Source organism: Enterobacter sp. WI-ESBL-E8 (assembly GCF_053364895.1).
In genome coordinates this window covers 3,845,765-3,868,272 of record NZ_JBRWXJ010000001.1, presented here as the reverse complement: position 1 = coordinate 3,868,272, position 22,508 = coordinate 3,845,765, and the positions used below count along the sequence as shown (strand labels likewise).

The following is a 22,508-nucleotide window of genomic DNA, read 5'->3' as shown; positions in this document are numbered from 1 at the left end:
CTGTCCAACGGTTTACCTAAACAGGCTGGCTACGACATTTCGTTAGCTTGATTTCAGGATAATTATGAGCAAGAGCACCGCTGAGATCCGTCAGGCGTTTCTCGATTTTTTCCATAGTAAGGGACACCAGGTTGTTGCCAGCAGCTCCCTGGTACCGAACAACGATCCGACTCTGCTGTTTACCAACGCCGGGATGAACCAGTTCAAGGACGTGTTCCTTGGTCTCGACAAGCGTAATTATTCCCGCGCCACAACCTCACAGCGTTGCGTGCGTGCGGGCGGTAAACACAACGACCTGGAAAACGTCGGTTACACCGCGCGTCACCACACGTTCTTCGAAATGCTGGGTAACTTCAGCTTCGGCGACTACTTCAAACACGATGCCATTCAATATGCGTGGGAACTGCTGACCGGTGAAAACTGGTTCAACCTGCCGAAAGAGCGTCTGTGGGTTACCGTCTATGAAACCGATGACGAAGCCTACGAAATCTGGGAAAAAGAAGTCGGGATCCCGCGCGAGCGTATTATTCGCATCGGTGATAACAAAGGCGCGCCATACGCGTCTGACAACTTCTGGCAGATGGGTGATACCGGTCCTTGCGGTCCGTGCACCGAGATCTTCTACGACCACGGCGACCACATCTGGGGCGGCCCTCCTGGCAGCCCGGAAGAAGACGGCGATCGCTACATTGAGATCTGGAACATCGTCTTCATGCAGTTCAACCGTCAGGCCGACGGTACGATGGAGCCGCTGCCGAAACCTTCCGTTGATACCGGTATGGGTCTGGAGCGTATTGCCGCGGTTCTGCAGCACGTTAACTCCAACTACGAGATTGACCTGTTCAGCACCCTGATCAAAGCCGTTGCGGAAGTGACCGGCGCGACCGATCTGAACAACAAATCTCTTCGCGTTATCGCGGACCATATTCGTTCCTGTGCGTTCCTGATTGCCGACGGCGTTATCCCGTCGAATGAGAACCGTGGCTACGTGCTGCGTCGCATCATTCGTCGTGCTATCCGTCACGGCAACATGCTGGGCGCGAAGGACACCTTCTTCTATAAACTCGTTGGGCCATTGGTTGGCGTAATGGGTGCCGCCGGTGATGAGCTGAAACGCCAGCAGGCACAGGTAGAGCAGGTTCTGAAAACCGAAGAAGAGCAGTTTGCTCGTACGCTGGAGCGCGGTCTGGCGCTGCTGGACGAAGAGCTGGCGAAGCTTAAAGGCGACACGCTGGATGGCGAAACTGCTTTCCGCCTGTACGACACCTACGGTTTCCCGGTTGACCTGACGGCGGACGTTTGCCGCGAGCGCAACATTAAAGTTGACGAAGCGGGCTTCGAAGCCGCGATGGAAGAGCAGCGTCGTCGCGCGCGCGAGTCCAGCGGTTTCGGTGCAGACTACAACGCGATGATCCGCGTTGATGGCGCGTCTGAATTCAAAGGTTATGAAGCGCTGGAGCTGACCGGCAAAGTGACTGCCCTGTTTGTAGACGGTAAAGCCGTTGACAGCATCAGCGCGGGTCAGGATGCGGTCGTCATTCTGGACAAAACGCCGTTCTATGCAGAATCCGGCGGCCAGGTAGGCGATAAGGGTGAACTGAAAGGCAATGGCTTTAGCTTCAGCGTCAGCGACACCCAGAAATACGGTCAGGCGATCGGTCATCAGGGCAAACTGATTTCCGGTTCTCTGAAAGTGGGCGAGGGCGTTCAGGCGAACGTGGATGAAGCTCGCCGCGCGCGCATTCGTCTGAACCACTCTGCAACCCACCTGATGCACGCTGCCCTGCGCGACGTGCTGGGTACCCACGTTGCACAGAAAGGTTCTCTGGTTAACGACAAAGTGCTGCGTTTCGACTTCTCGCATTTTGAAGCGATGAAACCGTCTGAAATCCGCGCGGTGGAAGATCTGGTGAACGCGCAGATCCGTCGTAACCTGCCAATCGAAACCCATATCATGGATCTCGAAGCGGCGAAGAAAAAAGGCGCAATGGCGCTGTTTGGTGAGAAATATGACGACCGCGTTCGCGTGTTGAGCATGGGCGACTTCTCTACCGAGCTGTGTGGCGGTACTCACGCCTCCCGCACCGGTGACATCGGCCTGTTCCGCATTGTTTCCGAGTCAGGTACGGCGGCCGGTGTGCGTCGTATCGAAGCGGTGACCGGTGAAGGCGCTATTGCCAGCCTGCATGCGCAGAGCGATCAGCTGCACGACATCGCGCAACTGCTGAAAGGCGATAGCCAGAACCTGGGCGAGAAAGTGCGCGTGGCGCTGGATCGCACGCGTCAGCTGGAAAAAGAGCTGCAGCAGCTGAAAGAGCAGGCTGCGGCGCAGGAGAGTGCAAACCTCTCCAGCAAGGCTGTAGACATTAAGGGCGTCAAACTGCTGGTCAGCGATCTGGCGGGCGTTGAGCCTAAGATGCTGCGTACTATGGTCGACGATCTCAAGAACCAGCTTGGTTCTACCGTTATCGTGTTGGCGACAGTGGCAGAAGGTAAGGTTTCTCTGATTGCGGGCGTCTCTAAGGATGTGACCGACCGCGTAAAAGCAGGGGAACTGATTGGTATGGTCGCTCAGCAGGTGGGCGGCAAGGGTGGCGGTCGTCCGGACATGGCGCAAGCCGGTGGTACGGATGCGGCGGCACTCCCTGCAGCATTGGCCAGCGTTGAAAGCTGGGTAAGCGCGAAACTGTAATAACTACAAAGCACAAGCAGACGCCATAGCGGTAACGTTATGGCGTCTTGTTCACTGTGCTATCGATAACGATAAAGTCAGGTTGAGTTTGTGTATATCGGCTAAACTTACGTTTAACAGAATGTGATGCCGTGACTGCTTACACTTTACGTGTTTGTCATCGCTTACTTTTTGGCGTTATATGATGGATAATGCCGGGATACAAGAGACCCGACTCTTTTAATCTTTCAAGGAGCAAAGAATGCTGATTCTGACTCGTCGAGTTGGTGAGACCCTCATGATTGGGGATGAGGTCACCGTGACAGTTTTAGGGGTAAAGGGTAACCAGGTACGTATTGGTGTTAACGCTCCTAAAGAAGTATCTGTCCACCGTGAAGAGATCTACCAGCGTATCCAGGCTGAAAAATCCCAGCAGTCCAGTTACTGATATTGTCGCGTCTCGCTGTCGGGCGAGACGCAACCTCTCCCGTCATTTTCCCTGCTTAAAGTTACCGTTTAATTTCAATCGCTCTCTTTTTAACCACTCCTTTGCCCTTTACTCGTCTCAACACCGCCATTTCTGCCCAGGTTTTCTGTGAAGATGACTGCAAAATCCGCTTATAAAACACCCTCTTTGCGGCTTTTACATGCGAATTGCGTGTGATTTGTGCAAACGATAAAAGCTTTTGGAAAATTGTTTGACTTATAAGTCCCAGAAAGTAATATATGCGCCACGCAGCGACGAGAAGCTCTTAACGAGTTACTCGAAGCACTCGAAAGAGGCGTTGTGTGGTGAGGTGGCCGAGAGGCTGAAGGCGCTCCCCTGCTAAGGGAGTATGCGGTCAAAAGCTGCATCCGGGGTTCGAATCCCCGCCTCACCGCCATTTTGCATCCGTAGCTCAGCTGGATAGAGTACTCGGCTACGAACCGAGCGGTCGGAGGTTCGAATCCTCCCGGATGCACCATCTATTACTTCATATTGCTTTAGAAGTGATATGAATATCGAGTAGTACAGTAGTAAATCCCGATGCATCCGTAGCTCAGCTGGATAGAGTACTCGGCTACGAACCGAGCGGTCGGAGGTTCGAATCCTCCCGGATGCACCATTTACTATTTCTGAAAGCAGTTCCCTGATGCATCCGTAGCTCAGCTGGATAGAGTACTCGGCTACGAACCGAGCGGTCGGAGGTTCGAATCCTCCCGGATGCACCATCTTTTACTTTGTGTTGCTTTTGTGTGATACCGAGTATTAGCAGTTACAGTAGTAAATCCCGATGCATCCGTAGCTCAGCTGGATAGAGTACTCGGCTACGAACCGAGCGGTCGGAGGTTCGAATCCTCCCGGATGCACCATCTCTTCTTGTCATTCCCTTCAATGTTTAGTTCTTAATCACTCTCGTTGTTATCACTTCGCAATCAGCGACAAAAACCCCCTTTTGCGATAAAGTAATGCTTTGTTAATCGTTTAGCGAGAGCACGATGTACGCACAGTATGACGGTTTGATCTTCGATATGGATGGCACCATCCTGGATACCGAACCCACGCATCGTCAAGCCTGGACTGACGTCCTGGGCCGCTACGGTATGCGTTTCGACCTTCAGGCGATGATTGCCCTTAACGGATCCCCAACCTGGCGTATTGCGCAGGCCGTGATTGAAATGAATCAGGCCGATCTCGACCCGCACCAGCTCGCGCGTGAAAAAACCGATGCGGTAAAAGCCATGCTTTTAGATACCGTGCGCCCGCTTCCGCTGATTGATGTCGTGAAAGAGTGGCACGGACGTCGCCCGATGTCGGTGGGAACGGGCAGCGAAAGCGCGATTGCAGAAGCTTTGCTCAACCATCTTGGCCTGCGCCACTATTTTTCTGCCGTGGTTGCCGCCGATCATGTTAAAAATCACAAGCCCGCACCGGACACCTTCCTGCTCTGCGCAGAGTTAATGGGCGTCCCGGCGGCAAAATGCGTTGTGTTTGAAGATGCCGATTTTGGTATTCAGGCCGCGCGTGATGCCGGCATGGCCGCGGTGGATGTGCGCTTACTGTGAGTGACGCGCTGTCACTTGCTTCATTATTCGCCAGCAGTTTTTTAAGCGCCACGCTGTTACCGGGAAATTCGGAAGTGGTGCTGGTGGCGATGCTGTTGTCCGGCGTGAGTCAGCCCTGGTTGCTGGTATTAATAGCAACAATGGGTAATAGCCTTGGAGGGCTGACTAACGTTATTCTTGGGCGTTTCTTTCCGCTGCGTGAGAAATCGCGCTGGCAGGAAAAGGCAGTCGGCTGGCTAAAACGCTATGGCGCTGCCACGCTGTTATTAAGCTGGATGCCTGTAATAGGCGATTTACTGTGTCTGCTGGCGGGATGGATGCGCATCTCCTGGGGACCGGTGCTCTTTTTTTTGTGCCTTGGCAAGGCGTTGCGCTATGTTCTCGTGGCATGGGCAACGCTGCAGGGTATGACGTGGTGGCACTAATTGGTGGAATGAATACGCGACCTTCAATCGTCAACCATTACAATTATGCTGAGTAACATTACTTTGACAGGCGGGAGGTCAATTTGATCCCGGACGTATCTCAGGCGCTGGCCTGGCTGGAAAACCACCCTCAGGCATTGAAGGGTATTCAGCGTGGTCTTGAGCGTGAAACGCTGCGCGTTAACGCGGACGGTAGCTTAGCGATAACGGGTCACCCGAAGGCGTTAGGCTCGGCGCTGACACATAAATGGATCACAACCGATTTCGCTGAAGCGCTGCTGGAGTTCATTACCCCGGTAGAGGGTGATATTGATCATATGCTGACGATCATGCGCGATATCCATCGCTACACCGCGCGTAATCTGGGCGACGAACGTATGTGGCCCCTCAGCATGCCGTGCTATATCGAGCAGGGCCAGGAAATTGAGCTGGCGCAGTACGGCACGTCAAATATTGGTCGGCTGAAAACGCTCTATCGTGAGGGGCTGAAAAACCGCTACGGTGCGTTGATGCAGACCATCTCTGGCGTGCATTACAATTTCTCGTTGCCGATGGCCTTCTGGCAGGCGAAATGCGGTGAAACCGATAAAGACGCCATCTCTGAAGGCTACTTCCGCCTGATCCGCAACTATTACCGTTTTGGCTGGGTGATCCCGTATCTGTTCGGCGCGTCGCCGGCCATTTGCTCATCATTCCTGCAGGGGAAACCGACCACGCTGCCGTTCGAGAAGACCGAGTGTGGGATGTACTATCTCCCGTACGCCACCTCTCTGCGCCTGAGCGATTTGGGTTATACCAATAAATCGCAAAGCAATCTCGGAATTACGTTTAACGAACTGCACGAATATGTGGCAGGATTGAAGCGGGCGATCAAAACTCCGTCGGAAGAGTACGAAAAAATTGGCCTCGAAAAAGACGGCAAGCGCCTGCAGATCAACAGCAACGTCCTGCAGATTGAAAACGAGCTGTATGCGCCAATTCGTCCGAAGCGCGTGACGCGCAGCGGTGAAACTCCGTCGGACGCGCTGCAGCGCGGCGGGATTGAATACATTGAAGTGCGCTCGCTGGATATCAACCCGTTCTCACCGATCGGCGTTGATGAACAGCAGATTCGCTTCCTGGATCTGTTTATGGTCTGGTGCGTGCTGGCGGATGCGCCTGAAATGAGTTCAGACGAGCTGCTCTGCACCCGTACAAACTGGAACCGCGTGATTCTGGAAGGGCGTAAACCGGGTCTGACGCTGGGTATCGGCTGCGAAACCGCACAGTTCCCGCTGACGAAAGTCGGTAAAGATCTGTTCCGTGACCTGAAGCGTGTTGCCCGGACGATGGACAGCATCGACGGCGGCGACGCGTATCAACAGATTTGCGACCAGCTGGTGGAATACTTTGATAACCCCGAACTGACGTTCTCAGCACGCATTTTGCGTTCTATGATCGATCAGGGCATTGGCGGTACCGGGCGATCGCTTGCGGCGGAATACCGTGAGATGCTGATGCATGAGCCATTAGAAGTCTTGAGTGAAGCGGATTTTGTAGCGGAACGCGATGCGTCCGTTGTGCGTCAGAAAGAGGTTGAAGCGGCGGATACCGAGTCGTTTGAGGCGTTTCTGGCGAGGCAGGCTTAAGCAGAAAAGAAAAAGGCCACATCGCTGTGGCCAAAATATACATCTCTGAATTCAGGGATGATGATAACAAATGCGCGTCTTTCATATACTGAGACGCGCATTCTGTAGAAGAGTTCAGTTTATTTTAAAAAAAATCACTACCGGAGGTGACGTATGCCGTTATTAGATAGCTTTACTGTCGACCATACCCGTATGGAAGCACCTGCAGTCCGCGTGGCGAAGACCATGCACACTCCGCACGGCGACACGATCACCGTATTCGATCTTCGCTTCTGCGTGCCAAACAAAGAAGTCATGCCAGAGAAAGGCATTCATACGCTGGAGCACCTGTTCGCTGGCTTCATGCGTGACCACCTGAACGGCAACGGCGTTGAGATCATCGATATCTCTCCGATGGGCTGCCGTACCGGTTTCTACATGAGCCTGATTGGCGTGCCTGATGAGAAGCGCGTCGCGGATGCGTGGAAAGCGGCGATGCAGGACGTGCTGAAGGTGAAAGAGCAGAACCAGATCCCTGAGCTGAACGTTTACCAGTGCGGGACTTACCAGATGCACTCTCTGGAAGAAGCGCAGGAAATCGCGCGCCATATCATCGAGCGTGATGTTCGCGTGAACAGCAACGAAGAGCTGGCCCTGCCAAAAGAAAAACTGCAGGAACTGCACATCTAGTGCACCTTTTCCCTCTCCCTCAGGGAGAGGGTAGGGTGAGGGTGGTTTAACCCCATGACCACAACCGCAACCTTCTCCTTTACCCATCGTCCCCTCGTTCCGTTTGCCCATGACTACGTTCATGGTGACAGCGAACCGTGGCATGAACATGACTGCGCGCAGCTGCTGCACACCCTGAGCGGCGTGGTACGGGTGGATACCGCGTCGGGCTGCTGGGTGGTTCCTCCCGGCCGCGGCGTCTGGCTGCCGGCGGGTACCTTCCACTCGCTGCGTATCACCGGCAACGTGGCGGCGCGAACGCTGTTTATCGATCCGCTGGCGCGGGCCGATCTCCCTGCTACCTGCCAGATCGTGCAGATCTCCCCGCTGCTGCGCGAGCTGATCCTTGCCGCCCTTGCTTTGCCTGAATCGTACTCACCCGGCAGCCGGGATGAACGTGTCTATGAGCTGATCCTCGATGAAATTCGCATGATGCCGGTACTGCCGTTTCATCTGCCGGAGCCAGAAAGTGAGGCATTACGTCATCTGTGTCTGCAAATCGGGCAAAACGCAGGAGAAAGCTGGAGCAGCGCGCAGGCCGCGAGCATGGTAGGGATGAGCGAGCGTACCCTGAACCGCCATTTTCAGCAGCAGACGGGATTAAGCTACGGTGAGTGGTTGAGAAGGGCGCGCCTGCTGGAGGCGCTACAGCGGCTGGCGCAGGGCCAGCCGGTGCTGCGCGTGGCGCTGGAACTGGGTTACGGTAGCCACAGCGCCTTTACGGCCATGTTTCGCCGGGTGATGGGCATTTCACCCAGCGAATACTTCAAAGACAGCTAACCGCATTAAAAAGCGCCTGAAGCGAGGCGCGCGAGACGTCGCCGTCAATGCCCACGCCCCAGCGGCTGCTGCCGTCCTGGAACAGGCAGCGAATGTATGCCACCGAGCGGCTGTCGCTGCGCTCGCCTAACGTATGCTCGTGATAGTCCTTAATCACAAACGGCGCGTTAACCCAGCGGCTCAGGCCGTGAGCGGCGGCGGACAGCAGGCCGTTGCCCTGACCTTCCAGCTGGCGCGTTCCCCCTTGCGTGGTGACGCTTGCCGTCAAACGCAGCTGGCCGTCCTGCTGGCCATCGCTGCGATAGGATTGCAGCGCAAACGGCGGCGTTGCCACCAGGCCGTAGCGGGTGCGGAACAGCTGCCACAGCGCGTTTTGCGTCATCTCTTTTCCGTGGCGGTCCGTTTCCTGCTGCACGTGCTGGCTAAAATCCTGCTGCAGGCCGCGCGGTAGCTTCAGACCGTGATTTTGCTCAATAAGCCACGCGCTGCCGCTTTTCCCTGACTGGCTGTTCACCCGGATCACCGCTTCGTAGGTGCAGCCGATATCCTGCGGGTCCACGGGCAGGTAAGGCATCTCCCAGCGATCGCCGGGCCTGCGGGCATCAAAGCCTTTTTTGATCGCGTCCTGGTGCGAGCCGGAGAAGGCGGTATAGGCCAGCCGACCGGCCCACGGATGGCGCGGGTGCACCGGCAGCTGGTTGCAGGTTTCCACCACTTCCACCACCCGGTTCATATCGCTAAAGTCCAGATTCGGGCTAACGCCCTGGCTATAGAGATTCATCGCCAGCGTCACCAGGCAGACGTTGCCCGTGCGCTCCCCGTTACCGAACAGACAGCCCTCCACGCGGTCAGCGCCCGCCATCACGGCAAGCTCGGCGCTGGCGACGCCGGTACCGCGGTCGTTATGCGGATGCACGCTGATGCAGACGTCGCGGCGGCGGCTGAAGTGGCGGCAGAAATATTCGATCTGATCGGCATACACGTTCGGCGTGCTGACTTCGACGGTCGCGGGTAAGTTGATCACCATCGGGCGCTCGTCGCACGGCTGCCAGATTTCCGCCACGGCTTCACAAATCTCCAGCGCAAACTCCGGCTCGGTAAAGCAAAAGGTCTCTGGAGAGTATTCATACTGCCAGCGGGTGTCGGGGTTTTCCTCGCACAGCCTGCGAATAAGCCGCGTGGCGCGGGTCGCCAGCTCAACGATTTGCGCTTTCTCCATGCCGAACACCAGGCGACGGAACAGCGGGGCGGTGGCGTTATACAGATGGACGGTCGCCTGCTTCGCGCCGCGTAACGATTCAAAGGTCCGGACGATCAGATCATCCCGCGCCTGGGTTAATACCTGAATCGTGACGTCATGCGGGATGCGGTTCTCTTCAATCAGCTGGCGAACAAAGTTGAAATCCGTCTGCGAGGCGGAGGGAAAGGCGACCTCGATCTCTTTAAACCCGCAGCTCAGCAGCAAGTCCCAGAACTGCAGCTTGCGCGCGCTGTCCATCGGCTCGGCAAGGGCCTGGTTGCCGTCGCGTAAGTCGGTGGAGAGCCAGCGCGGCGCGCGGATGATGCGTTGCTCCGGCCAGCGACGGTCGGGCAGGGAAAGGGTGGGATAGGGCTGGTACTTGTCGGCGGGTGTGTTCAGCATGATGCGCTCCTGTTGTCTTATCACTATCGTGAAGGGATTTCAGGCGCGCTGCTTTATCGGAACTGACAATCGCTGTCGCGTTCTGGACATCGGTGGCGATTGTTGCCCGGTGGCGGCTACGCCTTACCGGGCCTACGGGCATGTGCCCTTTTGTAGGCCGGGTAAGGGGTAGCCGCCACCCGGCTCCTGCGCACAGGACTAGTGCGCGCCACCGCCGCCGCTACCGGCGCCAAACGGGGGTTTAGCAAACCACACCAGGCCCAGCAGGACGATAAAGATCCCTGCCGATATCCAGAAAATCTCGTTGGCCGAGATAATCAGGCCCTGGTTGGTGATCTGCTGGGCGATCCAGCCGGACGCCTGCTGCTCCGTCATCCCCATTCCCTCCAGCTGGCTATACATCTGCTGCGCGTTGGGGTTGAACGGGTTCACCGCTTCGGTGAGTTGAGCATGGTGCATCGATTCCCGGTTGGTCCACAGCGTCGTGGTGATCGACGTCCCGATGGAGCCCGCCAGCGTTCGGGTAAAGTTCGACAGGCTCGATGCCGCCGCCATGCGCTCAGGCGGTAAGCCGGAAAGCGTGATGGTGGTTAATGGCATAAAGAAGCACGCCACGGCAAAGCCCTGAATAAACTGCGGCCACGCGGAGGCGCCAAAGTCCATTCCCGGTTCGAACGTGTACGCGCGCCAGTAGAAGCACACGGCGTACATGATGAAGCTGAACGTCACCAGCCGGCGCATGTCGAGCTTGTGGGCGAAGCGGCCAATAATCGGCGACAGCAGAACCGGAATCAATCCAACTGGCGCCGAGGCTAAACCTGCCCAGGTTGCGGTATAGCCGTATACCTCCTGCAACAGCTGCGGCAGCAGAACGATCGCGCCGAAGTAGAGCATGTAGGCGAGGCTAATACACAGACAGCCGATGGTGAAGTTTCGCGACTTAAACAGCGACAGGTCGACTATCGGGTTGTCGTCCGTCAGCTCCCAGACAATCAGGAAACTAATGGCGACGACGGCGACCACCGTCAGAACGATGATTTCCGAAGAGGCAAACCAGTCGAGCTCTTTACCCCGGTCGAGCATGATCTGCAGGCTACCAATGCCGACAACCAGCAGCGCCAGCCCGATACCGTCAATGCGCCGCTGTTCGGTACGCGTTTCGCGCCCGCGCAGTGACTGCAGCGTCATTAGTACTACCAGCGCACCGATGGGCACGTTGATGAAGAAGATCCAGCCCCAGTGGTAGTTATCGCTGATGTACCCGCCCAGAATCGGCCCGCAGATTGGCGCAACAATCACGGTCATCGACCACAGCGCCAGCGCGATAGAGCGTTTTGCCGGCGGGTAGTTGTTCAGCAGCAAGCTCTGCGACAGCGGAATCAACGGTCCGGCAACAATCCCCTGAATGACGCGGAAGAATATCAGCATCGTCAGGCTGCTGGACATGCCGCACGCCCAGGAGGCTAGAACGAACAATACCGTCGACCAGAGGAACAGCTTCACTTCACCGACGCGCTTCGCCAGCCAGCCGGTAATCGGAATGGAGATGGCGTTTGCCACCCCAAACGAGGTAATGACCCAGGTCCCCTGGCTCAGCGACGAGCCAAGGTTACCGGCGATGGTCGGGATCGCCACGTTTGCGATGGTGGAGTCCAGCACCTGCATGAATGTCGCCAGCGACAGCGCAATGGTCATAATGACCAGCTGCGCGCCTTCCAGCGGTTTTTGCGGCTTTTGCTGTTGCATAACGCTCACCTTCGGATTAACCGGCGTTTGCCTTCACGATGTCATCGATCAGCTTGTTGACCGGATCGAGGCTAATTTCACGGGCGTTACTTTCATAAGCCGGGCTGCTACGCACCTGGCTTGCCAGGATCTGGCCGTCGCGGTTGGCGGTGTCGACCGTCACCAGCGTAGAGAGGCCGATACGCAGCGGGTGATCCGCCAGCTGTTTGGCATCCAGTTCGATACGTACGGGCAGGCGCTGAACCACTTTGATCCAGTTACCGGTGGCGTTCTGCGCCGGCAGCAGGGAGAAGGCGCTGCCGGTTCCCATATCCAGACCGACCACTTTCCCGGTGTACTTAACGTCATCGCCGTAGATGTCGCTGACGACCGTCGCGGTCTGGCCGATACGCATGTGGGCAAGCTGCGTCTCTTTGAAGTTGGCATCTACCCACAGATTGTCCGCCGGCACGACCGCCATCAGCGGCGTGGTTGGGCTAATCTGTGCCCCAGGCTGGACGGAACGGCGCGAGACGTAGCCGGTCATCGGGCTGACGATTTTAGTACGCTGCAGGGCAAGCCATGCGTTGCGGACTTCGGTCGCCGCCTGCTGTACGGCTGGCTGGTTTTCCAGGCTGGTGCCCAGCACCATCGCCTGGTTGGCGTTGTACTGTTGAATAGCCACGTCCAGCTGCGCCTGCGCGCTGGCCACGGCGTCGCGCGCGTGCTGCAGCTCTTCACGGCCGATCAGGTTGGCGGTGCCGAGCGGCACGCGGCGGTTCAGGTCGCTCTGCGCCTGGGCGAGTGCAGTTTTCTGCACGTCGATGTTGGCCTGCAGCTGTTTACTGTTGATCATCAGCTGGCGGGTTTGACGGACGCTGGAGGCCAGCGCTGTCTGTGCTTTCTCAAACGCCTGCTGGGCGTCGGTTGGATCGAGGGTCACCAACACATCGCCTTTTTGCACAAAGTCGGTATTGTCAGCCCAGACTTTCGTCACGCTGCCCGACACCTGCGCCATAATTTGTACCTGGTTCCCTGCCACGTAAGCGTCATCAGTCTCTTCAGCATGACGCAAGACTAAAAACCAATAGATCCCATATGCCACGGCAATAATGATAAAGAGCAAGGTCAACAGAATAAGGGCGCTCTTACGTTTGCCCTTCTTGTTGGCCGGTTGCTGCGGGGTAGTGCTCTCCGCATTTGCGCTCATTGTTGTTCTCCACGATCTTCTTATTTTCACATCGGCTGAGCCGACCTGTTGTCAGAAAGGCCAGCAGTGTGACGTGCTGGCCTGTCGGTTTTCTTATAAATCTGGAATGGTGAGCGTGTCGTCGCGTTAGCGCAGCGCCTCAAGAACGGCGCCATCTTCATCCATCTGGTCCAGACGGGTGAGCAGCTTGCGAGTGATGTGCTCAAGCTGGTCGCGCTCGGCGGTGCTGAGGGCAGACCAGAGTTTGTGCAGGCAATTGTGCTGAGGTGGCAGCACCTCGCGCAGGAACTGGTGACCTTTATCGGTCAGTTGCAGATGCAGGCAGCGGCGATCGTTGTCGCTTTCGCGGCGCTCAATCCAGCCACGCTTTTCAAGCTCATCGGCAATACGGGTCGCGTTGGTACGGGAGGAGCCCAGCGCGCAGCTCAGCTCGGAAGGCTGAATGCTGTGGTTTTCCTGAGACTCCAGCGTAATCAACGCCATAAACAACGTCTCGTTAATCCCTTGAGCTTTCAGCATTTTATTACGGTTTTCCAGAAGCTTACCCTGCATGTGCATGCACAGGCGAGTCAGCAGGATTTCCTGGTACGGGAAGTCCTCATGGCGACTGGCGCGGAATTTAAGCATTTGTTCAATGGGCGTAAACGAACTATCCATTTGGGCATAACCTCATTAATTACAGCCGATATAGTAACGATAGTGACAAATAATGTAAATGAATTATTTGTGCGGTTATATCCGCCAAATTAATGTCACCATCAGAAAGCGCCGGGTAAGTCCGTGACCCGGTGAGCACAGAGAGTGTAGGGGGTGAACCCGCTGAAGAGAGGATGTGAGGACGGGGGTCTGAACTATTCATGCCGATTGTAAATATGTCACCCACATTAAAATTTCTGGGATAAATGATTACGTTTACATTAACAGACTGAAGGGCCTCTTTACACCCTAAGAGGCCCAACGCAATGTAAAACTTAGTGAATTGCATCCTGACGATGATAGCCGCGCCACCATACAAGCAGGTTGAGCGCGGCGACGATAGCCCCGATCCCGCACACGCCGGACCAGCCGGCATGCTGCCACGCCGAGGCGGAGATGAGCGAGCCCGCTGCGCCGCCGATAAAGTAGCTGGTCATGTATCCGGCCGTAAGGCGGTTACGCGCCTCTGGCTTCACGCGATAAATCACGGTCTGGTTGGTGATGTGAACGCCCTGCACGGTGAGATCGAGCACCAGAATACCGACGATCAACGCCAGCACCGAGACATGCCCGTACCAGATCGCCGCCCAGGAGAGCAGGAGTAAAACCAGCCCTGCGGAGGTGGTCAGGTGGGATTTGCCCTTGTCGGCCAGCCCGCCAGCGGGACGCGCACCCAGCGCGCCTGCGGCACCGGCCAGGCCGAACAGGCCAATCACCCCTTCGGAATAATTGAACGGCGGGGCGGCAAGCAGAAACGCCATCGACGTCCACAGAATGCTGAAGTTAGCGAAGGTGAAACAGCCCAGCAGGGCGCGGGTGCGCAGGAGTTTATCCTGCGTGAACAGGCTGAACACGGAGGCCAGCAGCTGCGGATAGTTCAGGTGGTTCTCCTGCTTCACCTTCGGCAGGCCGCGCCACAGTGCCAGGGCCATGATGACCATCAATACGCTCGCCACCCAGTAAACGGTGCGCCAGCCGCCAAGGCTTGCCAGCAGCCCGGCAACGGTACGCGCCAGCAAAATCCCCAGCAGCAGGCCGCTCATGATGGTACCCACCACCTTGCCGCGCTTTTCCGGGGAGGCGAGGGTCGCGGCGAGCGGCACCAGGATTTGCGCCACGACGGAGAACAGCCCCGTGAGCGCGGTACCGACGATCATCATCGTCAGCGACTGGCTGCTGGCGGTGATCAGCATTCCGCCGGCGGCCAGCAGGGTCATGGAGACGATCAGCATCCGGCGTTCAAACATATCGCCAAGCGGCACCAGGAACAGCAGCCCGGCGGCATAGCCAAGCTGCGCGGCCGTAACAATGAAGCCTGCGGAGCTGGCAGAGAGGTTGAACGCGCGGGCGATGGTGTCGAGAAGGGGTTGTGCGTAATAGTTGCTGGCGACCGCCAGACCCGTTGCCACGGACATTAAAAGGATGAGTGCGGGGCTAAGCCCCTGAGTTGTTTTGGTCATGGGTTTCAGGAATCATTAGTTGAGTGATTATTTTTCCGGAAACCATCATACCGAATGATTGTGAAGGGCGGGGAAGTGTTATGTGTGAGTTTGTGCGGTTAATCCCCTCACCCCAGCCCTCTCGGGGGTCAACGTTCCCTCTCCCTTTGGGGAGAGGGTTAGGGTGAGGGGTAAGGGTTGTGTTTTTTACTTCTGTGCCTCAAGCGCCTCTTTCACCCAGCCGTCAAACTGCTGCTGGTGGGCTTTGATCCAGCCATCCACGTGGCCTTTAATATCGGCCTCAGACGATTTGCCCGCATGCATCATCGCGTTCTGGGCGTTGATGTCAGCCAGCGGCAGCTTCATCACCGAGAACAGCTTTGCCGCCGCCGGGTTTTTCTCGGCCCAGGCTTTGTTGGCGACGATGTGCATCGTGTTCACCGGGAAGCCGTAGTTCATGCCGTTCGGCAGCTTGGTGTCGATATCTTTCTGCTCGCCCGGCAGGGAGGAGAACGGCACCTGCAGCCACACCACGTCTTTACCCGGCTTCAGCACGTCGCTTACCCAGTACGGCGTCCAGGTGTAATAGATTACCGGTTTGCCCTCTTTGAAGCGGGCAATGGTGTCGGCCATCATCGCCGAATAGTTGCCGTGGCTCACGTCGACCGTTTTTGCCAGATCGAACGCTTTGTTCTGGTGGTTAATCACCGCTTCACAGCCCCAGCCCGGCGAGCAGCCCATCATGTCGGCTTTGCCGTCACCGTTGGTATCGAACAGTTTGGCGATCTTCGGATCTTTCAGCTGCGCAATATTGGTGATGTGGTACTGGTCGGCGGTTTTCTTGTCGATCAGATACCCCTGCGCCGCGCCGGTCACGAAGGTGCCTTCCCGGTAGAATTTCTTGTCGCCACCGGCGGCGGCATACATGTCGTCGTGCAGCGGCTGCCAGTTCACCGCGGTAAAGGTGGCGTCACCGGAGGCAATCGAGGTGTAGCCCACGTTGTAATCCACCTCGCTCGGGGTGTTAACCGTGTAGCCGAGCTTCTCCAGCGCCCGGCTGACCAGCAGGGTCTGGAAGCTCTCTTCCGAAATGGTGCTCTGCACCGGCTGTACGGTAACGCCTTTGCCCGGCAGGTCCGCCGCAAACGTGCTGGTGGAGACAAGGGTGGCAAACGCTGTGGCAAAAAGTACGCTCTGTCGCATCGTTGTTCCTTATTTAATGAATGGGCGGGTGAGTAACCCGACGGGGCCGGTAGTAAACCAGCGACGGTTGCCGCGACTGCGTGAATCACGACCGACGGCCTGAGTCAGGCGGTCAAGAATAATGGCGAGGATCACGATGCCCACGCCCCCGACGGTGGCAAGCCCCATGTCGAGACGGCCAATGCCGCGCAGCACCATCTGCCCCAGACCGCCTACGGCGATCATCGAGGCAATGACGACCATCGACAGCGCCAGCATCAGCGTCTGGTTAACGCCTGCCATAATGGTCGGCATCGCCAGCGGGAGCTGAACCTTAAACAGCAGCTGGCGCGGGCTGGCGCCGAACGAGCGTGACGCTTCGATCAGATCCGCGGGCACCTGGTTAATCCCCAGAATGGTCAGACGGATAATCGGCGGCAGGGCGAAGATAATGGTCACCACCACCCCCGGCACGTTGCCGATGCCGAACAGCATCACGATAGGCACCAGATAGACGAACGCCGGCGTGGTCTGCATCGCATCCAGCAGCGGACGAATAATCTTCGCCGCCCGCGGGCTACGCGCCAACCAGATCCCCATAGGCAGGCCGATCGCCACGCAGAAGAGCAGGGCGGTCAGCACCAGCGCCAGGGTGATCATCGCCTGCGACCAGGCACCAATCGCACCAATGGCAATCAGCGAGACCAGCGTGGCGATCCCCATCCCCGCGCTGCCAAACTGCCAGGCGATCAGGGAAAACAGCACGATGGCCACCGGGGCCGGCATGCCCAGCATCAGCTGCTGGAAGCCGTTGAGGATGTAATCCACCGGCACGCGGATCCCCTGGAAGACCGGACGAAAGTGCGTAACCACCCAGTCGATCCCTTCCGTGACCCAGCTGTCCAGCGGGATCAGCGTCTTGTGGAACGGATCCATAATATTGAAGTGTTCTGGCGCAGGCGCGGGTGCGCTGTTCAGCCAGTCTGCCGCCCCGCCGCCGTCGGCAGGGGCCGGCGTGGAACCCCACGCATCGGCAGATTGCGCAGCGCTGTCCGCTGCTTCAGGTGTACCCCACGGGTTAGATTGATCGGTCATTGTTTGCCCCCTCGCGATCTAAAGCCTGCAGCAACATCCGTTTTGAGATGATGCCGACGTACTGTTGTTCCTCGCCCACGACCGGCACGGCGCACGGCGCCTGACCCACGTGAGAGAGCAACTCGCTGAGCGGCGTTTCGGCGTCCACGGCAAGCGGAGCGTCTATTAACGCCGCATCGATTCCCTGGTTTTCGCCAAGGGCGGTTTTCAGAGAGTCGATGGAGACAACGCCAACAAATTTATTGCCGCGTTCAACCAGATAACCGTATTCACGGTCTTCGTCCTGCAGCAGCTTCAGCGCGGAGCGCGGGCCGAAACCTGGCGTTTTTCGAATAATGCCGTTTGGCGCTCGGCGGGCAATATCCCTGGCGCTAAAGACCTGGCTAATATCCACGCCGCGGAAGAAGGTGCGCACATAATCATTGGCCGGATTATTGAGAATTTCATCCGGCGTGCCGACCTGCACCACTTCACCATTTTGCATAATGGCAATACGGTCGCCAATACGCATGGCTTCATCCAGATCGTGGGAAATAAATACAATGGTTCGCTGATGTTTCGCCTGTAATTTTACCAGCTCATCCTGCATCTCGGTGCGAATTAATGGATCGAGAGCCGAGAAGGCTTCATCCATTAATAATATGTCCGGATTAATGGCTAATGCGCGGGCTAATCCTACGCGCTGGCGCATGCCGCCGGAAAGTTCATCCGGGTACGCATGCGCATAATTCTCCAGCCCAACCTGACGCAGCGCATCAAGGGCTTTTTCCTGACGTTCCTGAGCGGGCGTGCCAGCTAATTCCATGCCAAAGGCGGTATTATCCAGTACCGTCATGTGCGGCATTAGCGCGAATGACTGGAACACCATCGCAATCTTCTTTCTGCGCACCTCGCGAAGCTCGGCGTCGGATATTCTGGCGATATCCACGCCGTCAATCAGCACCTGCCCGCGGGTGGGTTCAATCAGGCGATTGAGAAGGCGAACCATAGTGGATTTACCCGAGCCGGATAATCCCATGATGACAAAAATCTCGCCTTCTTCAATGGCCAGACTGGCGTCTTTAACGCCAAGCGATAGCCCGGTTTTTTCCAGAATTTGCTCTTTCGTAAGGCCTTTCTCAATATATTTGAATGCGCGCTGCGGATGCTCGCCAAATACTTTATAAAGATTTTTCACTTCTAATTTAATTGCCATGCAATAGAGAGTGTCCTGTTATTTGTTTATGTCGATATGATTACCATGGTAAATTGTTAACGGGCATAACCCTAACATACTCAGAATCTGAGACAACCCTGTGTTTGCTTATGGTATGAATTTTCAGGTAAGCGAAACGGCTGAATTTCCCATGAGTAAAGGGCTGAGCGTGGTTTGAATTTTTCTCAATTTTTTGCTGCTGCATCGGGGAATTTCGCCTGAATCGGATGATTCAGGCGAATATGACGCGGAAATGACAGTGTAGTTGCTTTGTAAATATTAGAGAGAAAATTGTTGGGTTTATATTAAATTAACGAACGTTAGCGTTCATCAAAAATCCCAGTCTTCATCCTCGGTTTCCACCGCTTTACCCATCACATACGATGAACCTGACCCGGAGAAGAAATCGTGGTTTTCGTCGGCGTTGGGCGACAGCGCGGACAGAATCGCCGGGTTCACCTCCGCCATCTCCGGCGGGAACAGCGCGTCGTAGCCGAGATTCATCAGCGCCTTGTTGGCGTTGTAGCAAAGGAAGGCTTTCACGTCCTCCTCCCAGCCGGTGCTGGCGTACAGTTCCTTGGTATAGCTCAGCTCGTTGTCGTAGAGATCCATCAGTAAATCGAGCGCAAATCCTTTGAGCTCCTCACGCTTCGCCTCGCTGATTTTCTCCAGCCCTTTCTGATACTTATAGCCGATGTAATACCCGTGTACCGCTTCATCCCGAATGATAAGGCGGATCAAATCGGCGGTGTTCGTAAGCTTGCCCCGGCTCGACCAGTACATGGGCAGCCAGAAGCCTGAATAGAAGAGGAAGGATTCCAGAAACACGCTGGCGATCTTCTTCTTCAGCGGCTCGTCGGCCCGGTAATATTCCAGCACCAGATCCGCCTTTCGCTGTAATGACTCGCTCTCTTCACTCCACGCGTAGGCGGCGTCCACGTCTTTGGTCTGGCAGAGCGTCGAAAAAATCGAGCTGTAGGAGCGGGCGTGCACCGCCTCCATAAAGCTGATGTTGGACATTACCGCCTCTTCGTGCGGCGTCAGCGCGTCACGCATGAGCGCGGGCGCCCCCACGGTATTTTGAACGGTGTCCAGCAGCGTCAGCCCGGTAAAGACGCGGATCGTCAGCTGCTGCTCGGCATGGCTGAGCGTTTGCCAGGCCGGGATATCGTTAGAGAGCGGGACCTTTTCCGGCAGCCAGAAGTTGCTGGTCAGCCGGTTCCACACTTCCAGATCTTTTTCGTCCTGGATCTTGTTCCAGTTAACGGCGCTCACGCGTGACAGTTTCATCCTTTCTCCTTACAGCGCGCAGGACACGCAGCCTTCAATTTCGGTGCCTTCCAGCGCAAGCTGGCGCAGGCGAATGTAGTAGAGCGTTTTAATGCCTTTCTTCCAGGCGTAGATCTGCGCCCTGTTGATATCCCGCGTGGTGGCGGTATCCGGGAAGAAGAGCGTCAGCGACAGCCCCTGATCCACATGTTTTGTCGCCTCGGCGTAGGTATCGATAATTTTTTCCGGGCCAATCTCATACGCGTCCTGATACAGCGCCAGGTTCTCGTTGGTCATAAACGGCGCAGGGTAGTAAACGCGTCCGGTTTTGCCTTCCTTGCGAATTTCAATTTTTGACACTATCGGGTGAATGCTCGACGTGGCGTGGTTGATGTAGGAGATGGACCCGGTCGGCGGCACGGCCTGCAGGTTCTGGTTATAGATGCCGTAGCGCATCACGTCATCACGCAGCTGCTGCCACATCTCCCGGGTGGGCAGAACGATCCCGGCGCGGGCAAACAGCTCACGCACTCGCGCCGTTTTCGGCTGCCAGTCGCCTTCAAGATATTGGCTGAAATACTCTCCGCTGGCGTAGCGGGAGTGCTCAAAGCCCGCGAAACGCTGGCTGCGCTCGCGCGCCAGCATCATCGAGGTGTGCAGCGCGTGCCAGGTTATGGTGTAAAAATAGAGGTTGGTGAAATCCAGCCCTTCCGGGCTGCCGTAGGCAATGCCTTCCCGCGCCAGATAGCCGTGCAGGTTCATCTGTCCAAGGCCGATGGCGTGCGACGCGGCGTTACCCGCCTCAATGGACGGCACGCTGCGGATGTGGCTCATGTCCGACACCGCCGTCAGGCCGCGAATGGCCGTCTCTACCGTGCGGCCAAAGTCGGGGGAATCCATGGTATGGGCGATATTCAGCGACCCGAGGTTGCAGGAGATATCCTTGCCGATATCCGCGTAGTCCAGGTTCTCGTCGTAGGTTGACGCGCTGTTGACCTGCAGAATCTCCGAGCACAGGTTGCTCATGTTGATGCGCCCGGCAATCGGGTTGGCGCGGTTCACCGTGTCCTCGTACATGATGTACGGATAGCCGGACTCAAACTGAATTTCGGCAAGCGTCTGGAAGAAATCGCGCGCGTTGATGGTCTTTTTGCGAATCCGATCGTCGGCCACCAGTTCGTCGTAGAGCTCGCTGATGGCCACGTCACCAAAGGCCTTGCCGTAAATTCGCTCGATGTCATACGGCGAGAAGAGCGCCATCTCGGCATTCTCTTTAGCAAGCTTAAAGGTGATATCCGGGATCACCACCCCCAGCGACAGGGTTTTGATACGGATTTTTTCATCGGCGTTTTCGCGTTTGGTATCCAGAAACCGCAGAATATCAGGATGGTGCGCATGCAGGTAAACCGCGCCCGCGCCCTGACGCGCGCCAAGCTGGTTGGCATAGGAGAACGCATCTTCCAGCATCTTCATCACCGGGATCACGCCGGAGGACTGGTTCTCGATGCGCTTGATCGGCGCGCCCGCTTCACGCAGGTTAGAGAGCAAGAACGCCACGCCGCCGCCGCGTTTCGAAAGCTGCAGCGCAGAGTTCACCGCGCGGCCAATCGACTCCATATTGTCTTCAATGCGCAGCAGGAAGCAGGAGACCAGCTCGCCGCGTTGGGCCTTGCCGCAGTTGAGGAAGGTTGGCGTGGCGGGCTGGAAGCGCCCGGAGAGGATCTCATCGGTGAGCTGTTCCGCCAGCGCTTCATCGCCCTGGGCCAGCGCCAGCGCCACCATCACGGTACGATCCTCAAAGCTTTCTAAGTAGCGTTTGCCGTCGAAGGTCTTCAGGGTGTAGCTGGTGTAGTACTTCCACGCGCCGAGGAAGGTCTGGAAACGAAAACCGCTGGCGTGGGCGCGTTCAAACAGTCTTACCACGAAGGGGCGATCGTAGCGGGCCAGAACGCGCTCCTCGTAGTAGCCCTCGTTAACCAGATAGTCGAGACGCTCATTCTGGCTCGCGAAGGTCACGCTGTTGGGCCGCACGTGGGCGGCGAAAAAGGCGTCCACCGCCTCACTGTCTTTATCAAACTGAATGCGCCCCTGACTGTCGTAGAGGTTAAGCATCGCGTTTAACGCGTGGTAATCCGGCGTCGCCTGAATTACCCGTTCTGCGGTTGTCGTTGCCAAAATTCGTTCACTCCTTTACGCACGTTTTCGACGTCCTGCTGCGTCCCCATCAGCTCAAAGCGATAGAGATACGGCACGCCGCATTTTTGAGAGATGACATCTCCGGCCCGGCCAAAGGCGTCGCCGAAATTGCGATTCCCCGCCGCGATCACGCCGCGAATCAGCTCGCGGTTATGGGGATCGTTCAGAAAGCGGATCACCTGGCGGGGGACAGCGCCCGCCGTACCGCCGCCGCCATAGCTCGGCACCACCAGAATGTACGGCTCCTCTACCCGGATGCGCTCCCGCTCGTTAAGCGGAATGCGCACCGCAGGCAGCCCGACGCGCTCAATAAAGCGGAGCGTGTTTTCCGAGCTGCTGGAGAAGTAGACCAGCGCACTCATGCACGCGTGGCCTGAGCGCTCAGGCGGTTGATCATGTCCGGGCGAAAGCCAGACCAGCTGGTCTCCCCGGCGACAACCACCGGAAGCTGACGGAACCCCTGCGCGCGCAGGGTATCGGCGGCCTCGGGCTGCTGGTCGATATTCACCATCTCAAAAGCCACCCCGCGGCTTTCCATCGCGCGTTTTGTGGCGTGGCACTGAACACAATCGTTACGAGTGTAAATAATAATGCTCATGAT

At 56.9% G+C, this 22,508-nt stretch carries 19 protein-coding genes and 5 tRNA genes; 12 read left to right on the top strand and 12 right to left on the bottom strand.

The window, feature by feature from the left end; all coding sequences use genetic code 11:
* Positions 1-64: 64 nt before the first annotated feature.
* The 12 genes from alaS (at position 65) to ACWHWP_RS18255 (ending at position 8,258) form a co-directional block, all read left to right on the top strand.
* Positions 65-2,692, top strand: a complete 2,628-nt coding sequence (gene alaS, locus ACWHWP_RS18310; RefSeq protein WP_447856117.1) for an alanine--tRNA ligase — start codon at positions 65-67, stop codon at positions 2,690-2,692.
* Between the two features lie 241 nt (positions 2,693-2,933).
* Positions 2,934-3,119, top strand: a complete 186-nt coding sequence (gene csrA, locus ACWHWP_RS18305) for a carbon storage regulator CsrA (protein WP_000906486.1) — start codon at positions 2,934-2,936, stop codon at positions 3,117-3,119.
* Between the two features lie 343 nt (positions 3,120-3,462).
* Positions 3,463-3,555, top strand: a tRNA-Ser gene (locus ACWHWP_RS18300).
* Positions 3,556-3,559: 4 nt separating this feature from the next.
* Positions 3,560-3,636 (top strand) — tRNA-Arg (locus ACWHWP_RS18295).
* A 64-nt stretch (positions 3,637-3,700) separates the two neighbouring features.
* A tRNA-Arg gene (locus tag ACWHWP_RS18290) sits at positions 3,701-3,777 on the top strand.
* Positions 3,778-3,806: 29 nt separating this feature from the next.
* Positions 3,807-3,883: transfer RNA gene (locus ACWHWP_RS18285), tRNA-Arg, on the top strand.
* Between the two features lie 64 nt (positions 3,884-3,947).
* Positions 3,948-4,024 (top strand) — tRNA-Arg (locus ACWHWP_RS18280).
* A 126-nt stretch (positions 4,025-4,150) separates the two neighbouring features.
* A complete protein-coding gene (yqaB, locus tag ACWHWP_RS18275; protein WP_059312448.1) occupies positions 4,151-4,717 on the top strand; it encodes a fructose-1-phosphate/6-phosphogluconate phosphatase in 567 nt (188 codons plus the stop codon).
* Positions 4,714-5,142 carry a YqaA family protein gene (locus ACWHWP_RS18270; protein ID WP_008499541.1) on the top strand — a complete coding sequence of 143 codons (429 nt, stop codon included), beginning with the start codon at positions 4,714-4,716 and terminating at the stop codon, positions 5,140-5,142. The genes yqaB and ACWHWP_RS18270 overlap by 4 nt, the downstream gene beginning before the upstream one ends.
* Positions 5,143-5,225: 83 nt before the next feature.
* Positions 5,226-6,770, top strand: coding sequence for a glutamate--cysteine ligase (gshA, locus tag ACWHWP_RS18265; RefSeq protein WP_447856116.1), 1,545 nt, complete (start codon positions 5,226-5,228; stop codon positions 6,768-6,770).
* Between the two features lie 153 nt (positions 6,771-6,923).
* On the top strand, positions 6,924-7,439 hold the full coding sequence (luxS, locus tag ACWHWP_RS18260) for an S-ribosylhomocysteine lyase (RefSeq protein ID WP_024907693.1): 516 nt from the start codon (positions 6,924-6,926) through the stop codon (positions 7,437-7,439).
* Positions 7,440-7,493: 54 nt separating this feature from the next.
* Positions 7,494-8,258 (top strand): AraC family transcriptional regulator, encoded by a 765-nt coding sequence (locus ACWHWP_RS18255; protein WP_447856115.1) that lies wholly within the window; start codon positions 7,494-7,496, stop codon positions 8,256-8,258.
* Here ACWHWP_RS18255 and leuA read toward each other — a convergent pair.
* From leuA to nrdH, 12 genes are all read right to left on the bottom strand, one after another.
* Positions 8,245-9,900: a 2-isopropylmalate synthase gene (gene leuA, locus ACWHWP_RS18250; RefSeq protein ID WP_447856114.1), complete on the bottom strand. Its 1,656-nt coding sequence runs from the start codon at positions 9,898-9,900 to the stop codon at positions 8,245-8,247. The two genes, ACWHWP_RS18255 and leuA, sit on opposite strands and share 14 nt — an antisense overlap.
* A 198-nt stretch (positions 9,901-10,098) precedes the next feature.
* Complete coding sequence (gene emrB / locus ACWHWP_RS18245) at positions 10,099-11,646, bottom strand: multidrug efflux MFS transporter permease subunit EmrB (protein ID WP_047348081.1); 1,548 nt, start codon at positions 11,644-11,646, stop codon at positions 10,099-10,101.
* A 16-nt stretch (positions 11,647-11,662) separates the two neighbouring features.
* Positions 11,663-12,835 (bottom strand): multidrug efflux MFS transporter periplasmic adaptor subunit EmrA, encoded by a 1,173-nt coding sequence (gene emrA / locus ACWHWP_RS18240; RefSeq protein WP_059312452.1) that lies wholly within the window; start codon positions 12,833-12,835, stop codon positions 11,663-11,665.
* Between the two features lie 126 nt (positions 12,836-12,961).
* Entirely contained in the window at positions 12,962-13,492 is a 531-nt protein-coding gene (gene mprA / locus ACWHWP_RS18235) for a transcriptional repressor MprA (protein ID WP_023308933.1), read from the bottom strand.
* 314 nt (positions 13,493-13,806) lie between these two features.
* The gene (locus ACWHWP_RS18230) at positions 13,807-14,991 is read right to left on the bottom strand and encodes an MFS transporter (RefSeq protein WP_047348082.1); all 1,185 of its coding nucleotides are present in this window, start codon (positions 14,989-14,991) and stop codon (positions 13,807-13,809) included.
* Positions 14,992-15,177: 186 nt separating this feature from the next.
* Positions 15,178-16,173, bottom strand: coding sequence for a glycine betaine/L-proline ABC transporter substrate-binding protein ProX (gene proX, locus ACWHWP_RS18225; protein WP_059312453.1), 996 nt, complete (start codon positions 16,171-16,173; stop codon positions 15,178-15,180).
* Between the two features lie 9 nt (positions 16,174-16,182).
* Positions 16,183-17,247 carry a glycine betaine/L-proline ABC transporter permease ProW gene (gene proW / locus ACWHWP_RS18220; RefSeq protein ID WP_059312454.1) on the bottom strand — a complete coding sequence of 355 codons (1,065 nt, stop codon included), beginning with the start codon at positions 17,245-17,247 and terminating at the stop codon, positions 16,183-16,185.
* The gene (proV, locus tag ACWHWP_RS18215) at positions 17,231-18,442 is read right to left on the bottom strand and encodes a glycine betaine/L-proline ABC transporter ATP-binding protein ProV (RefSeq protein WP_063428872.1); all 1,212 of its coding nucleotides are present in this window, start codon (positions 18,440-18,442) and stop codon (positions 17,231-17,233) included. The genes proW and proV overlap by 17 nt, the downstream gene beginning before the upstream one ends.
* Positions 18,443-18,772: 330 nt before the next feature.
* Positions 18,773-19,732, bottom strand: a complete 960-nt coding sequence (gene nrdF / locus ACWHWP_RS18210; protein ID WP_447856113.1) for a class 1b ribonucleoside-diphosphate reductase subunit beta — start codon at positions 19,730-19,732, stop codon at positions 18,773-18,775.
* Between the two features lie 9 nt (positions 19,733-19,741).
* A complete protein-coding gene (gene nrdE, locus ACWHWP_RS18205; RefSeq protein ID WP_447856112.1) occupies positions 19,742-21,886 on the bottom strand; it encodes a class 1b ribonucleoside-diphosphate reductase subunit alpha in 2,145 nt (714 codons plus the stop codon).
* A complete protein-coding gene (gene nrdI / locus ACWHWP_RS18200; RefSeq protein WP_059312458.1) occupies positions 21,859-22,269 on the bottom strand; it encodes a class Ib ribonucleoside-diphosphate reductase assembly flavoprotein NrdI in 411 nt (136 codons plus the stop codon). Before nrdI ends, nrdE begins: the two co-directional genes overlap by 28 nt.
* On the bottom strand, positions 22,266-22,505 hold the full coding sequence (gene nrdH, locus ACWHWP_RS18195) for a glutaredoxin-like protein NrdH (protein WP_063428881.1): 240 nt from the start codon (positions 22,503-22,505) through the stop codon (positions 22,266-22,268). The genes nrdI and nrdH overlap by 4 nt, the downstream gene beginning before the upstream one ends.
* Positions 22,506-22,508 lie beyond the last annotated feature (3 nt).

Excerpts from the sequence above, each read along its gene's own strand:
- proX (WP_059312453.1), bottom strand. The coding sequence starts at position 16,173 with ATGCGACAGAGCGTACTTTTTGCCACAGCGTTTGCCACCCTTGTCTCC.
- ACWHWP_RS18230 (WP_047348082.1), bottom strand. The coding sequence starts at position 14,991 with ATGACCAAAACAACTCAGGGGCTTAGCCCCGCACTCATCCTTTTAATG.
- proW (WP_059312454.1), bottom strand. The coding sequence starts at position 17,247 with ATGACCGATCAATCTAACCCGTGGGGTACACCTGAAGCAGCGGACAGC.
- ACWHWP_RS18255 (WP_447856115.1), top strand. The coding sequence starts at position 7,494 with ATGACCACAACCGCAACCTTCTCCTTTACCCATCGTCCCCTCGTTCCG.
- nrdI (WP_059312458.1), bottom strand. The coding sequence starts at position 22,269 with ATGAGTGCGCTGGTCTACTTCTCCAGCAGCTCGGAAAACACGCTCCGC.
- alaS (WP_447856117.1), top strand. The coding sequence starts at position 65 with ATGAGCAAGAGCACCGCTGAGATCCGTCAGGCGTTTCTCGATTTTTTC.
- emrA (WP_059312452.1), bottom strand. The coding sequence starts at position 12,835 with ATGAGCGCAAATGCGGAGAGCACTACCCCGCAGCAACCGGCCAACAAG.
- emrB (WP_047348081.1), bottom strand. The coding sequence starts at position 11,646 with ATGCAACAGCAAAAGCCGCAAAAACCGCTGGAAGGCGCGCAGCTGGTC.
- nrdF (WP_447856113.1), bottom strand. The coding sequence starts at position 19,732 with ATGAAACTGTCACGCGTGAGCGCCGTTAACTGGAACAAGATCCAGGAC.
- nrdH (WP_063428881.1), bottom strand. The coding sequence starts at position 22,505 with ATGAGCATTATTATTTACACTCGTAACGATTGTGTTCAGTGCCACGCC.
- yqaB (WP_059312448.1), top strand. The coding sequence starts at position 4,151 with ATGTACGCACAGTATGACGGTTTGATCTTCGATATGGATGGCACCATC.
- leuA (WP_447856114.1), bottom strand. The coding sequence starts at position 9,900 with ATGCTGAACACACCCGCCGACAAGTACCAGCCCTATCCCACCCTTTCC.
- luxS (WP_024907693.1), top strand. The coding sequence starts at position 6,924 with ATGCCGTTATTAGATAGCTTTACTGTCGACCATACCCGTATGGAAGCA.
- mprA (WP_023308933.1), bottom strand. The coding sequence starts at position 13,492 with ATGGATAGTTCGTTTACGCCCATTGAACAAATGCTTAAATTCCGCGCC.
- proV (WP_063428872.1), bottom strand. The coding sequence starts at position 18,442 with ATGGCAATTAAATTAGAAGTGAAAAATCTTTATAAAGTATTTGGCGAG.
- csrA (WP_000906486.1), top strand. The coding sequence starts at position 2,934 with ATGCTGATTCTGACTCGTCGAGTTGGTGAGACCCTCATGATTGGGGAT.